At 44.5% G+C, this 13047-nt stretch carries 13 protein-coding genes and 1 CRISPR repeat array (1 of these 14 running past the window's edge); of the genes, 10 read left to right on the top strand and 3 right to left on the bottom strand.

The window, feature by feature from the left end:
• A CRISPR array of direct repeats spans window positions 1-950; the repeat unit is 29 nt; unit sequence GTTTCCGTAGAACTAAATAGTGTGGAAAG (it extends 324 nt beyond the left edge of the window).
• Between the two features lie 86 nt (window positions 951-1036).
• Genes cobT through PH_RS00165 form a run of 4 tightly spaced genes read left to right on the top strand, consistent with a single transcriptional unit; the run spans window position 1037 to window position 5870 of the window.
• Window positions 1037-2035 (top strand): nicotinate mononucleotide-dependent phosphoribosyltransferase CobT, encoded by a 999-nt coding sequence (gene cobT / locus PH_RS00180; RefSeq protein ID WP_048053016.1) that lies wholly within the window; start codon window positions 1037-1039, stop codon window positions 2033-2035.
• A gap of 32 nt (window positions 2036-2067) precedes the next feature.
• Complete coding sequence (locus PH_RS00175; protein ID WP_010884152.1) at window positions 2068-3180, top strand: chloride channel protein; 1113 nt, start codon at window positions 2068-2070, stop codon at window positions 3178-3180.
• A gap of 15 nt (window positions 3181-3195) precedes the next feature.
• Window positions 3196-4017, top strand: a complete 822-nt coding sequence (locus tag PH_RS00170; protein WP_010884151.1) for an aldo/keto reductase — start codon at window positions 3196-3198, stop codon at window positions 4015-4017.
• Complete coding sequence (locus PH_RS00165; protein ID WP_048053014.1) at window positions 4014-5870, top strand: aldehyde ferredoxin oxidoreductase family protein; 1857 nt, start codon at window positions 4014-4016, stop codon at window positions 5868-5870. Before PH_RS00170 ends, PH_RS00165 begins: the two co-directional genes overlap by 4 nt.
• A gap of 3 nt (window positions 5871-5873) precedes the next feature.
• On the opposite strand, the gene PH_RS00160 is transcribed toward PH_RS00165, so the two are convergent.
• Both PH_RS00160 and PH_RS00155 read right to left on the bottom strand, forming a co-directional pair.
• On the bottom strand, window positions 5874-6251 hold the full coding sequence (locus tag PH_RS00160) for a hypothetical protein (protein WP_010884149.1): 378 nt from the start codon (window positions 6249-6251) through the stop codon (window positions 5874-5876).
• A gap of 3 nt (window positions 6252-6254) precedes the next feature.
• Complete coding sequence (locus PH_RS00155) at window positions 6255-7088, bottom strand: geranylgeranylglycerol-phosphate geranylgeranyltransferase (RefSeq protein ID WP_010884148.1); 834 nt, start codon at window positions 7086-7088, stop codon at window positions 6255-6257.
• A gap of 95 nt (window positions 7089-7183) precedes the next feature.
• Here PH_RS00155 and PH_RS00150 point away from each other — a divergent pair, with 95 nt between their 5' ends.
• Together PH_RS00150 and PH_RS00145 are read left to right on the top strand one after the other, a co-directional pair.
• Entirely contained in the window at window positions 7184-7375 is a 192-nt protein-coding gene (locus tag PH_RS00150) for a zinc finger domain-containing protein (RefSeq protein WP_010884147.1), read from the top strand.
• Complete coding sequence (locus tag PH_RS00145) at window positions 7376-7651, top strand: elongation factor 1-beta (RefSeq protein WP_010884146.1); 276 nt, start codon at window positions 7376-7378, stop codon at window positions 7649-7651.
• Here PH_RS00145 and PH_RS00140 read toward each other — a convergent pair.
• Complete coding sequence (locus PH_RS00140) at window positions 7648-8652, bottom strand: tetratricopeptide repeat protein (protein WP_048053013.1); 1005 nt, start codon at window positions 8650-8652, stop codon at window positions 7648-7650. The genes PH_RS00145 and PH_RS00140 overlap by 4 nt on opposite strands.
• Window positions 8653-8833: 181 nt before the next feature.
• Between PH_RS00140 and PH_RS00135 the strand changes: the two genes are divergently transcribed.
• The 4 genes from PH_RS00135 to PH_RS00120 are packed head-to-tail and all read left to right on the top strand — an operon-like array spanning window position 8834 to window position 12935.
• Window positions 8834-10114, top strand: a complete 1281-nt coding sequence (locus tag PH_RS00135; RefSeq protein ID WP_010884144.1) for an ABC transporter substrate-binding protein — start codon at window positions 8834-8836, stop codon at window positions 10112-10114.
• A gap of 36 nt (window positions 10115-10150) precedes the next feature.
• Window positions 10151-11005 carry a carbohydrate ABC transporter permease gene (locus PH_RS00130; protein WP_010884143.1) on the top strand — a complete coding sequence of 285 codons (855 nt, stop codon included), beginning with the start codon at window positions 10151-10153 and terminating at the stop codon, window positions 11003-11005.
• Window positions 11002-11835 carry a carbohydrate ABC transporter permease gene (locus PH_RS00125; RefSeq protein WP_010884142.1) on the top strand — a complete coding sequence of 278 codons (834 nt, stop codon included), beginning with the start codon at window positions 11002-11004 and terminating at the stop codon, window positions 11833-11835. Before PH_RS00130 ends, PH_RS00125 begins: the two co-directional genes overlap by 4 nt.
• 5 nt (window positions 11836-11840) lie before the next feature.
• Window positions 11841-12935 carry an ABC transporter ATP-binding protein gene (locus PH_RS00120; protein ID WP_048053012.1) on the top strand — a complete coding sequence of 365 codons (1095 nt, stop codon included), beginning with the start codon at window positions 11841-11843 and terminating at the stop codon, window positions 12933-12935.
• Window positions 12936-13047: the final 112 nt, after the last annotated feature.

Genomic DNA, 13047 nt, shown 5'->3' with positions numbered 1-13047 from the left:
AGTTTCTGCTTTCATGTTTCCGTAGAACTAAATAGTGTGGAAAGAAGATATTCTGCAAACATTAATGCCTCTCTTCTTAACTCGTTTCCGTAGAACTAAATAGTGTGGAAAGTCTCAACAATTCCACTAAAAACTCTAGCAATAACACTATTCCAGTTTCCGTAGAACTAAATAGTGTGGAAAGATGTCTTCTGTATAGCTGAATTTCCCTTGCTCCAATAGCGTTTCCGTAGAACTAAATAGTGTGGAAAGAAGCTCTTTTATAACGTGTATCTCTTTCCCGTCTATAAGGTTTCCGTAGAACTAAATAGTGTGGAAAGCTATATGTAACCATTGCCGTCGCGAAAGCCTCCCTTACGTTTCCGTAGAACTAAATAGTGTGGAAAGATCACCTCGATACTAATTATGCACTCATAGTATTGTTTCCGTAGAACTAAATAGTGTGGAAAGGAAGAATGCGTCCTTTTGTTCCTGATCCATCATCGCCAAAGTTTCCGTAGAACTAAATAGTGTGGAAAGAAGGTGAGTAAGTGCGGGTTCTGCTCGAGGAATGTGAGGTTTCCGTAGAACTAAATAGTGTGGAAAGAAATCAGGCTTACGTCTAAGCCAGCCGATGGCTATGAGTTTCCGTAGAACTAAATAGTGTGGAAAGTTGAGAATCCTCGTCTCTTATGAAATCCCTGACTTCTTGTTTCCGTAGAACTAAATAGTGTGGAAAGATGTACCTGCTTTTTGCTCTTTCTAGTAATGCCCTAGCGTTTCCGTAGAACTAAATAGTGTGGAAAGTTGGTCATCTTGTGGTTCGCTTGTATAAAGATAATCACGTTTCCGTAGAACTTAGTAGTGTGGAAACAAACCTTTTCTGCTGTATTACATGCTATGTCCCAGACTTCCTTCGAGCTATTCACCCCCTTGATTCTAGTTTCCGTAGAACTAAAATAGTGTGAAGTACTGGCCCAGTGATTCTCCTAAGGTGTTGAATGTGGAGGCATATACTATTTAAGGCACTTGGACAAAATTTCCATTGGTGAAAAAGGTGAAGAGCTTGTTCCTTCTTGTCCTGGGAAATACGGAAATAAGCACAATTCCTGGGATAAGCGTTGCTGGAGCAACACCTGAGTTGACTAAAATAACCCCTGTTGCCGATGCGGAATACCTCTTTTATGAGAAACCCCTGACGATAGATACCATTCCCGTGACCCCAGAAGGACATCCAACTCCTGCTATAATAACCAAGGCCGCTAGAGAACTCTCAAATTTTCCGATACTCGTTGTTAGAGGGGGAACTTATCTGGCCCCTCTAATTCCTCACGTTCACATAAGTAATGTAGTTGGAAGGGATTTCAGGAGGGAACCCGCTCTCCCAGAGGTTGAGGTTATAATTGAGAGGGCTAAGTTACTTGGTAAAGAACTTGAAAAAATTGCAAATGAGATCGTCATAGGAGAATCGACTCCAGGAGGAACAACAACTGCTCAAGCAATCCTCTGGGCTTTGGGTTATGAGGCTAAGACTTCCTCAGCATCTCCGGAAAATCCTCAGGAACTTAAGGAGAAGGTTATAAAAGAGGGATTTAAGAGGGTTGGAATAGAGAAGGGTGGGCTTAAAGATAAACCACTTGAAGCCTTGAAGGAGTTTGGAGATCCAATGATCGCCACGGTTCTCGGCCTTTCCCTGGGATTCGGAGGAGATGTTGTCCTGGCCGGTGGAACTCAGATGCTGGCCGTTTCGGCCCTCCTCAAGAGCTTGGGCGAAGACTTGAGTAGGTTCATGATAGCCACAACCCGCTGGGTTGTGGAGGATCCCTCTGCGACGTTCATCGAGACTGCGAGGGAAATAGGGATCATAAGCTATGTAGCTGAGCTTGACTTCTCCAAGAGTAAGTTTAAGGGGTTAAGGGATTATGAGAGGGGCTACGTTAAGGAAGGCGTCGGAGCGGGAGGGGCAACGTGGTTAGCTGTAAAGGCTGGTTACTCTCCAGAGGATGTTAGCAAGAAAGTTGAGGAACTTTACGAGAGGCTTATGGGTCTCCGTTAATCCTTTTATATTTTATAAACAAAAATATTAGTATGCTGAAGTTAATCTTAGTTGGTATTCTGGTCGGATTGATTGTAGGTGCTTATAAGGTGCTTGTATGCTTAGTTGGAGATCTATATCCGGCGATCTCAGAAGGAATAAGGAGAGATATAAGGTTTGCACTTTTATGGTTTCTCTTTACGGTACTTGCAATTTTCACTGTTGAGGTCATGTTAAAGAAAGAACCTGCAGCTTCCAGCGGGGGAATCAACCAGATGTATTTAGTATTACACGGGATCTTAAGATATAACCCTGTGAAGGTCATTCTAACTAAGATTTTTGGTTCTCTACTGGTCATTATGAGCGGGTTTTCCCTGGGGAGGGTAGGGCCCTCGGTTCAACTAGGGGGTTCCTTGGCCATGGTCTTAGGGGAAGGGTTAATAGATGCTGGGATAGCTGCGGGAGTTGCAGCGACACTTGAAGCCCCCATAACGGGAGTTGTTTTTACGCTCGAAGTGTTTAAAATTAGGCCAACGTTATACAAGATAGTTACCTTGCTCTTCGCTTCAGTTCCAGCAGCACTGGTGTCTAAGCTCATGTTTCCTATGAGGTTTTGGCCTTCATTTGAATACTCTTACGGATTGTTTGATTATCTGCTTATCCTTCTCCTTGGAATCTTTACTGGTCTTTATTCTTCAGCATTCATGCAATTGCTCTTTAAACTCAGAAAATTCCTTGTAAAAAGATCCTATAAGTTCGTTCCTTCCCTACTCTTTAGCTGGTTTTTCATCCTCCTACTACCTCAAGTCCTAGGTGGGGGTAAGCTGTTACTTTGGTCTTTGATGAAGGAAAGCATTGTAAGCTTAGATATCTTAATCCTTCTCCTTATTTTGAAATCAATCCATACATTATTTTCTGCTGCAAGCGATGCTCCTGGAGGTCTTTTCTGCCCTAGTTTAGCAATGGGTGCAATTATCGGAAGCATTTTAGGAAAGAAGTTTGTAGTTCCTGGGATGGTTGGCGTTCTGGCTGGAGTGTACAAAGCTCCCCTGACTCCGATATTATTAATGTTTGAAACTGGTGTAACTCCAAAAGTTATTCCAGGACTGTTGCTTTCATCTCTCATATCCTATTTGATCACAATAAAAACGTTAAAAACCGAGTAATTCCAACATCTGCATATGAGGGATGTAAAGCTAATAGGCTCGGATGAGGTTACGGCCATAGGTATGGGAACTTGGGGCATTGGGGGGTATGAAGTCCCGGATTATTCCAGGGATAGAGAGAGCATTGAGGTTCTAAGGTACGGTTTGGAGCTTGGGATTAACTTAATAGATACCGCTGAATTTTACGGTGCTGGCCACTCCGAGGAGCTCGTTGGGAAGGCTATAGAGGGTTTCAATAGGGAGGAGATATTTATAATAAGCAAGGTCTGGCCGAGTCACTTTGGCTATGAAAAAGCAAAGAAAGCAGCTAAGGCTAGTGCAAAGAGGCTCGGCACCTATATAGATCTCTACCTCCTCCATTGGCCTGGGGATAGCTGGGGGAAGATAGAGGAAACCCTCCATGCTCTTGAGGATTTGGTTGATGAAGGGTTGATAAGGTACATAGGGGTTAGCAACTTTGATTTGGAATTGCTAAAACGCTCTCAGGAGGCGATGAGGAGGTACGAGATAGTGGCCAACGAGGTCAAGTATTCAATCCGCGATAGGTGGCCGGAAACATCTGGTCTGCTCGATTACATGAAAAGGGAGAAAATTGCCCTCATAGCTTACACGCCGCTTGAAAAGGGAACCCTTGCTAGGGATCCGTGCCTCACCGAGATCGGTAGGGCTTATGGAAAGACAGCAGCTCAAGTGGCCCTTAACTATTTAATTTGGGAGGATAACGTTATAGCTATTCCAAAGGCTGGAAGAAAGGATCATGTGGATGAAAACTTTGGTGCTATGGGATGGAGGCTTTCGAGAGAGGATAGGGAAAAGGCTAGGAGGTGCTTCTCATGAGGGGGTATAAGAATAGGATCGCAAGGGTTAACCTAACCAATGGAGAGGTTAAGTATGAGAGGTTGGATGATGATGTGATAAGAAAGTTCATCGGGGGTAAGGGGCTGGGATATTACATAATATACAAGGAGGTTCCTCCAGGGACGGATCCTTTAAGCCCCGGAAATAAGATAGTCTTTGCCCCTGGGGGTTTGACCGGGTTAATTCCTGGTTCCAGTAAGGTAATAACCGTAAGCAAGAGCCCCGAGACTAGACTTATAACGGACTCAAGTGGTGGTGATGCCTTCGGCCCCAAGCTTAAGGGACACTTTGACGCCCTTATAATAGAGGGTAAGAGTGAAGAGCCCGTTTACCTATACATCCATGATGGCGGGGTTGATATCCTTCCGGCCGGAGAGCTCTGGGGAAAGGGGAACTATGAAACAGCTAGGGAACTGTGGAAGAAGTATCCTGAAGCAAGTATAGCCTCCATAGGTCCGGCCGGAGAGAGGCTCGTAAGGATAGCTAATATAATCTACGATACCCAGAGAGCCAGTGGAAGAGGTGGCCTTGGAGCGGTTATGGGGAGTAAGAAGCTTAAGGCCATAGTTGTTGAGCCAGGAGAAAAACCTGAGGTTGCTAATCCTGAGGAGTTTGAAGCCCTCTGGAATGAATTCTACGAGAGGTTTTCCACGGATCCTAAGTACGAGCACAGCAGGAATTATGGAACCACAGATGGATTAAGGAGCTCTGCATCCCTTGGAATGAGTCCAGCTTACAACTTCTCCAGGCCCTACATTCCCGAGGAGCTTGCGAGTAAGCTTGCTGGTGATGAGGTTAAGAAGTACGAGGTGGAGCCCGAATGGTACATTCACGGGAAGAGCTGTCCAATAAAATGTGCCAGGTACATAGAAGTTGAGTACAAGGGAAGGAAGATCAGGGTTAAGCCAGAGTACGAAAGCCTAGCAATGCTTGGTGCCGCCACGGGAGTTTTCAACTTAAAAGCCGTGGCCTACTTTAATTGGTTAGCAAACGACCTCGGTCTAGATAGTATAGCAAGCGGAAACGTTATTGGTTGGCTCTTTGAGCTTGTTGAGAGGGGATTGATAAGTGAAGAAGAGATAGGGTTCAGGGTAGAAGGCTTTGGCGATGAGGAAGCTGAGGAGAAGTTGCTGCACTTGATGGCGGAAAGGAAAGGTATCGGTGCGGTGCTCGCTGAGGGAGTTAAGAGGGCCTGCGAGATCCTTGGAAGGGGTTGCGAGTTCGCGGTTCACGTTAAGGGATTGGAAGCCCCGGCCTGGGATCCTAGGGGAAGAAGGACTTACGGGCTTAGCTATGCAACTGCAGATGTTGGGGCAAGTCACCTCAGGGGATGGCCAAGCCCACATCAGTTGCCAAATCAGGGACCAGCTAAGGATCTTGTTCCCTCCCTGATCGAGGGGAGGGATGAGAGCTACATAACCGACATGCTGGGCGTCTGTAAATTCGTTCCGTATAAGATGGAGGACTTAGCGAGATTCTACTCCCTGACCACTGGTGAAGAATGGAACGTTGATAAGCTGAGGAAGGTAGCCTGGGCCGTTGAGAGTATAGCTAGAATTCATGATGCACTGGACTGGGTGACTCCACCAATTGACGATGTTATCCCGCCTAGATGGTGGGAGCCGGAACCTGAGGGGCCCGCTAAGGGTAACGCTGCTTTCATAGATTACAACGACTTTATAGAGTCTAGAAGGGAATTCTATAGGCTTAGAGGGTGGCATGAGGAGCTTGGCGTTCCATTGCCTGAAACTCTAGAAAAACTGGGCTATCCCGAATTTGCTGAAGATGCAAGGAGAGCCCTGGAAGTTGTTAAAACTAGGTTAAACCTTTGATTTTTAATATTGTTCCCTCATAGTCCTTATAACTGGATCGTAGATTAGGGTTGACGTTATGCTATCAACGCTTCTGAAGAATTCTTCTTTTCCTCTTTCGAAGTCTAAGTTCTCAACTTTTATGATTTCAAGCTTTTTACCTAGTATCCACCTTCCCAGGATTATCTTCTCCCTCTCCTCCTTCTTTGCATCTATCCTGGCAAGGCCGTAGGGAATATCTGCAGTCCACCAGTTAGCCTTAAATGTTATCTCCCATCCAGTTTCCCTGACTGCATTTTCTAGAATTTCTAGAGTATCTGGGGGCCCATATGGTGTTTTAAACGTTATAATGAGCCAGGGTTGTTCCCTTTCAATGTTTTCCTTTATAACCTTTTCAATCAACCTTCACACCTCCCTAGTTAATGCTCCTAATAGGAAGCTTATAACTGCTATGAATGTAGCAAACTTCAAAATTTTCTGTCCTTTTCCGGCCTTCTCGGGATTAACTAGTACGTCAATGCTCGCTTTTGCTATCATAATGTCAACGATAATTATCGGGAGATAACCAAGTCCTATTCCAACCTTAACGGGTAGGAACGAGGATATTATAGTTAAAAATCCGAAAATCGATGCTATAATTCCGGACTTCTTTTTACCAATCATTATGGGTAGTGTCCTTGCTCCGAGTCTTTTATCCCCTTCGAAGTCTTCTATATCCTTCATTATCTCCCTGGAAACGTTAACTAAGAATGCGCAAATCGCCAAGTATCCGGCTAGGTCAATTCTTCCAACACCAACTGCTCCGTAAATTGGGGTAGCGGCCGTTAGCAGTGCCACAGTGACGTTCCCTATGAATGGAAGTGGCTTAAGCTTCCAGGCATATACGAACGTTAGAAAGTAAGCTCCCAGGGCGAAGAGAAATGCACTCCATCCAAGGAGGAGTGCAATTATTAGGCCAATGAAGTATTGGAGCACTCCATAGTAAAAAGCCGCTTTCCTTGTAATAGCCCCCCTTGGTATCGGCCTATTAGGCCTATTGATCTTGTCAATCTCAACATCGAAGTAGTCATTTATTGTATTCCCTGCTGAGCAACCGAAGTAGACGACCAGGAATATGAGGATCAATTTTTGAACAGGGGGGATACCTTCGTAGGCAACTAAGCTACCTAGTATCCCAACGATCCCTGCTAGGATGCAGTTGTGGGGTCTCATAATCTCAACGAAAGCCTTGGGTTCCACCTTATCCCCCAGTCCTTATTTAAAGGAAAGGTTTATAAATAACTGCTTCAACCCGATGACGATTGAGAAAAACTTCCCTTCTGGAGGTGTGGGAGTTGGCGGAGAAGGTAGAGTTGAAGTTTGAGATACCCGTGTGCACCTCATGTGGTAGAGAGATAACACCAAGGGAGCATGCTACTCATTTCGTATGCCCAAACTGTGGCGAAGCGATAATATGGAGATGTGAAACCTGCAGATTGTTAGCAAAGCCTTATAAATGTCCTAAGTGCGGATGGGAGGGACCTTGAATGAGCGACTTCAACTTAGTTGGTGTCATTAGGGTAATGCCAACGGATCCAGACGTAAACCTTGACGAGTTAGAGGAGAAGCTTAAAAAAGTGATTCCAGAAAAGTACGGTTTGGCGAAGGTAGAGAGGGAACCAATAGCCTTTGGCTTGGTAGCTCTAAAGTTCTACGTTCTTGGAAGGGATGAGGAAGGCTATTCCTTCGATGAAGTGGCCGAGAAGTTTGAAGAAGTTGAGAACGTAGAAAGCGCTGAAGTGGAGACAGTTTCAAGGATTTAAAGATTTAAACCAAGGCTTAGCTTGGGCCTTCTCCACTCGTCAAGCAATGCTTTCAATTCCTCATTTTGAATGTTTTTGTAATTCTCTTCAAACTCCTCTCTGGCTTTTTCATTTCCCAGTCTCCACTCCGCTAGTCCCTTTATTGCGTTGAAGAAGTACTTTGTATCATCTTCGAAAAGCTCAGCGAACAGTGGTGATACCTCCACTAGTTCCCTGTACCTACTTTCGTTGAAGAGTCCTTCTAAAAATTCTGTGAGAGAGTCAAACACCAAACTGAATAATTCTTCATCGTCTTCAGATCTTTGAAGAGCGTTTCTAAGCGAAATTGCGGCCTCTTTGTACTTCCTTTCTCCTGCATATATCTCGCTCTCAACAAGTCTTGCGTTTACCTCTATCTCCTTATCCACGGGATTCCTAAGAACTTCCCTTATCAGCTTCATGGCCTCTTCGTACTCGCCGAGCTCGTACTTAAAGTGTGCTAAATCTATCAGGCTTATGAGGTAGTTGTTCTCATCTTTTAGCTCTTCAAATATTTTTCTAGCTTCTTCCATAAGCTTTATGGCCTCTTCAACGTTCCCCAGCTCGTCTTTGATTATGGCCAGGTTCGCTAATGTTAACCCGATTTCCCTCTTGTTACCAATTCTCTTTTCTAACTCTAGAAGTTCTTCATACGTCTTTAGGGCCTCTTCTGGCATTCCAAAGTGGTCATAAGCGTCAGCGAGATAGTATAACGCCTCTGCATAATCTTCCGTGTTTCTACCTTTTCTCTTTTCTACGATCCTTTTATACAGGTCTATTCCCTTCTCAGCTTCCCCTAAGTGTTCATATATGTGGGCTATCTCGTGGATTAGATCGAAGTCTTCGCATTCAACCGCGACTTCTCCAACCCTTTTAAGCTCTTCTTCAAGCTTATCCTCACTAACTTCATCGAAATAATCATCAAATAGCTCCAATAATTTTTTACAATCCTTATTCTTGAGTGCAAGTTCCCATTCATTCATCTTTCCCACCACAAAGGGCTTAAATTTACCAATTAAAAATGTATCTTCCTAAAATTCAAATCTATTATGTTAGCTTTGTTATCTGTTTTTAATGTAAATTAGGCATTAGTTTTGTTTTCAAAGGCAAAAACAGAAAAATAAATAAAGATTTAGGGCATAAGGGATCTTTGGTGAACCATCCATGAGGTCAGGTTTGAAGGTTCTCATTGCGGCCCTGATAGGAATGGCCGTAGTGGTAAGTGGTTGCATCGGTGGGGGAGGGCCTGCAAAGATCGTTTGGGCATCAACTCAACTTAACCCACCAGAAGAGAGGGCATTCGTTCTTAACGAGCTTATACCAGGATTTAAAGAGAAAACCGGGATTGACGTTGAGTTCGTTCCGATAAGCTATTCTGACCTGGCAACCAGGATGGAAGGTGAGATGCAGTCGGGAAAGGTGACCATTGATGTCGTTGCAGATCTCCACGGGGGGCTCGATTACTTCAACGCCAAGGGATGGCTTCAGGATTTGAGCGGAAAGAAGCTTGAAGGTAGAACGTTCATCGAGAGCTACATGAAGTATGCCACCGATAAGAACGGTAAGGTATTCTACATTCCATGGATGAGCGCAACTTACGTCATGGTTGTCAACAAGGAAGCCTTTAAGTACCTACCCTCGGGGCTCACCGAGGAGGATGTAATTAAAGGTACCGACAAGTGGACGTATGATGCATTATTGGCATGGGTAAAGAACATTTACGAGCAGACAGGTAAGAAGGCCTTTGGATTACCTGCGGGTCCAAAGGGGTTGCTCCACAGATTCATCCACGGTTACCTATACCCAAGCTTCACCGGTTATGAAGCTAAGAAGTTTGAGAGTCCCGAAGCTGTAGAGATGTGGAACTACTTCAAGGAGCTTTGGAAGTACACTAACCCAGCTTCAACCACATGGGATGCCATGGCTGATCCCTTACTTCAAGGTGAAGTTTTAATTGCTTGGGATCACACCGCCAGAATAAAGAATGCAATAACCACAAAGCCCGATCAATTCGTCGTCGTTCCGGTACCAAGAGGGCCAAAGGGAAGGGGGTTCATAGTAGTTCTCGCTGGGCTTGCAATTCCCAAGAACGCTCCACATCCCGATGAAGCTTGGAAGCTTATTGATTACCTAACGAAGCCAGAAACCCAGGTGAAGGTGCTTGAGAAAGTTGGATTCTTCCCAACCGTTAAAGAGGCAGAGAATGCGGTTCCAGAGGGGCCGCTTAAGATCCTAGTGAAGGGCGTAACAGCTCAGAGCTCAACCAAGGATGCCCTAATAGTTATGATACCGAACCTTGGAGCAAAGGGTGGAGAGTTCAGTGGAATATACAGGGATGCCTTCAAGAGGATAATCCTGCAGGGAGAAGATCCAGAGAAGGTTCTTAACGAACTCGGGCCTAAACTACACCAGCTCTTTAAGGAGCAGGGAGTTGAAGAACCCTGATTTCTCTATTTCTTTTTTATCTGGGAGGGCGTTAAAATGAAGTTCAAGTCTAAGTATATCCCATACCTCCTTCTCATTCCGGCCGTTGCGTACTTGTTATTCTTCATCGGTTATCCCTTGGTTCAGGCCTTGTACCTTGCTTTTACTAAGAATGGGGCCTTCTCGTTGGATACGGTTAGGAGGGCTACTTCTGATCCAACTTTTTGGGAAGCCTTAAAATATACTATACTTTTAGCTATTGTGATAGTCCCTATTCAGCTAGTTTTAGCTTTAATTCTTGCACTTGCCGTTAATAGAACCTTTAAGGGTAGAGATCTAGCAATTTACGCCCTTGTAATTCCCCTAACGATAAGCGATGTTGCTGCTGGTTTGATATGGTACACGATGCTAGCTGATTATGGTTTTATTAATAAGTTGTTCCTTAACTTGGGTTTACTCTCGAATCCAATACATTTCTTTGGATATGAATATAGGACCATGGAGTTCCTGGCAATAGTGATCGCTGAAGTTTGGAGGGCTACGGCCATAGTTTTCGTGATAATCCTAGCTGGACTTCAGATGATAAGTAGAGAGTATCTGGAAGCCGCGGAAGTCTTTGGAGCTGGATACTGGACAAGGCTAAGGAAGATAGTAATTCCCATGCTAAAGCCTAGCATTCAGAGTGCCCTCATAATTAGAACGCTCTTCGCAATGCAGGTCTTTGGAGTTGTCTGGATCTTAGCTGGGAGGGATATCCCAGTATTAGCTGGGGAGGGATTCTACCAGCTTACCGAGATAAAGGATTATGGCGTTGCCTCAATATATGCCTTAACGATAGCACTACTTTCCCTAGCACTAGGGGCCCTATACGTTAAATTCCTGAAGGCCGAATACTTGGAGGTGAGAACATGAATGAGAAGACTGTTTTCATGCTGAAGAAAGTTGCTTTCTATGCTTTCATATTTACGGTAGTTGCTTGGATAGTAATACCGATAATCGTTTCTGCTCTATATGCTTTTTCTACGAAAACCGATTATTACGATCCACGTAAAGTCATACCTACGAGCTTTACAGATGAATGGGTTAAAACAATTCTCTACGTCCTGGGAGCCTGGGATGGAATCAAGAATAGTGTAATTGTAGCAACCCTTACGATAATTATAAGCTTCATACTTGGGATACCGGCAGGTTATGCAATAGCTAGATTTGCCTTTAAGGGAAAAGATACGATAAAGCTGTCGATAGTAGCCCTGAGAATGTTCCCAATTCCGGTGATGGCCATTCCTTTGGTGGTTCTATATATAAAGCTAAAGCTGATAGACACCCTCTTTGGAGTTGCCTTAGCTCACACAGCAATGGCCCTCCCCTTTGTCGTATTGATAACTTCGAGCATCTTCGCTGGGGTTGACAAGGAACTTGAGGAAGCCGGCATGGTCTTCGGACTTACCAGGTGGGGGGCCTTCAGGAACATAACACTCCCATTGGCCTTACCGGGCCTAGCAGCGGCCGCCATGTTTACCTTCGTCATGAGCTGGAATGAAGTATTTGTTGCCTCCATATTAACGCTTAAGAACAGAACTTTACCCGCCCAGATTCTTTCCATAGTAGCTGGAGCTGCAGGAGGAGCTGCTCCGGCTTATTATAAGTTCGCAGCGGCATTTATAATGACTCTACCGGCGATGCTGTTCATATTCTTTGCTAGGAGGTACCTAGTTACGATGTGGGGAATAACATTGAGGTGATCAAGATGGTTGAAGTTAAACTCGAAAATTTAACGAAAAGGTTCGGGAACTTTACGGCCGTTAATAAGCTTAACCTAACAATTAAGGATGGGGAATTTCTGGTTTTATTAGGGCCCAGCGGTTGCGGTAAAACAACTACGTTGAGAATGATAGCTGGGTTGGAAGAACCGACGGAGGGGAGGATATACTTCGGTGATAGAGATGTCACGTATCTTCCACCTAAGGATAGGAATATAAGCATGGTGTTCCAGAGCTATGCAGTATGGCCCCACATGACCGTTTATGAGAATATAGCTTTTCCTCTCAAGATAAAGAAGTTTCCAAAGGATGAAATTGACAAGAGGGTTAGATGGGCCGCGGAGCTTTTACAGATAGAGGAATTGTTGAATAGGTATCCAGCCCAGCTCTCTGGAGGTCAGAGGCAGAGGGTTGCTGTAGCTAGAGCTATTGTAGTTGAGCCTGATGTTTTGCTAATGGATGAGCCATTGAGCAACTTAGACGCTAAGCTAAGGGTTGCTATGAGGGCCGAGATAAAGAAGTTGCAGCAGAAGCTTAAGGTCACAACCATTTACGTTACCCATGATCAGGTTGAGGCCATGACGATGGGTGATAGAATAGCCGTCATGAACAGGGGCCAACTACTTCAGATAGGATCGCCGACTGAAGTTTACTTAAGGCCTAACTCAGTATTTGTGGCAACCTTCATAGGGGCCCCTGAGATGAACATACTTGAGGTTTCAGTAGGGGATGGCTACTTGGAGGGTAGAGGATTCAGAATAGAGCTTCCACAAGACTTAATGGATCTCCTGAAGGATTACGTAGGGAAAACGGTATTGTTCGGGATTAGGCCTGAGCACATGACAGTTGAAGGCGTAAGTGAGCTAGCTCACATGAAGAGAACGGCCAGACTTATTGGAAAGGTTGACTTCGTTGAAGCGTTGGGAACTGATACAATACTTCACGTGAAGTTTGGGGATGAACTCGTGAAGGTTAAACTTCCTGGACACATTCCCATAGAGCCTGGTAGAGAGGTCAAGGTGATCATGGACTTAGATATGATCCACGTGTTTGACAAAGATACTGAGAAGGCGATAGTCTAGTTGATATTTTGTTCAACTTTTCGCTTTATTGATTTACTTTCATCTATTTGATAATAATGTATCCGTCTTATGTACAAAATATAACTGCAATTTTTAGAATTTTGACTAAATA

Source organism: Pyrococcus horikoshii OT3 (genome assembly GCF_000011105.1).
GTDB lineage: Archaea > Methanobacteriota_B > Thermococci > Thermococcales > Thermococcaceae > Pyrococcus > Pyrococcus horikoshii.
The sequence above is the reverse complement of the archived record's forward strand: the minus strand, read 5'-3'. Positions and strand labels throughout refer to the sequence as shown.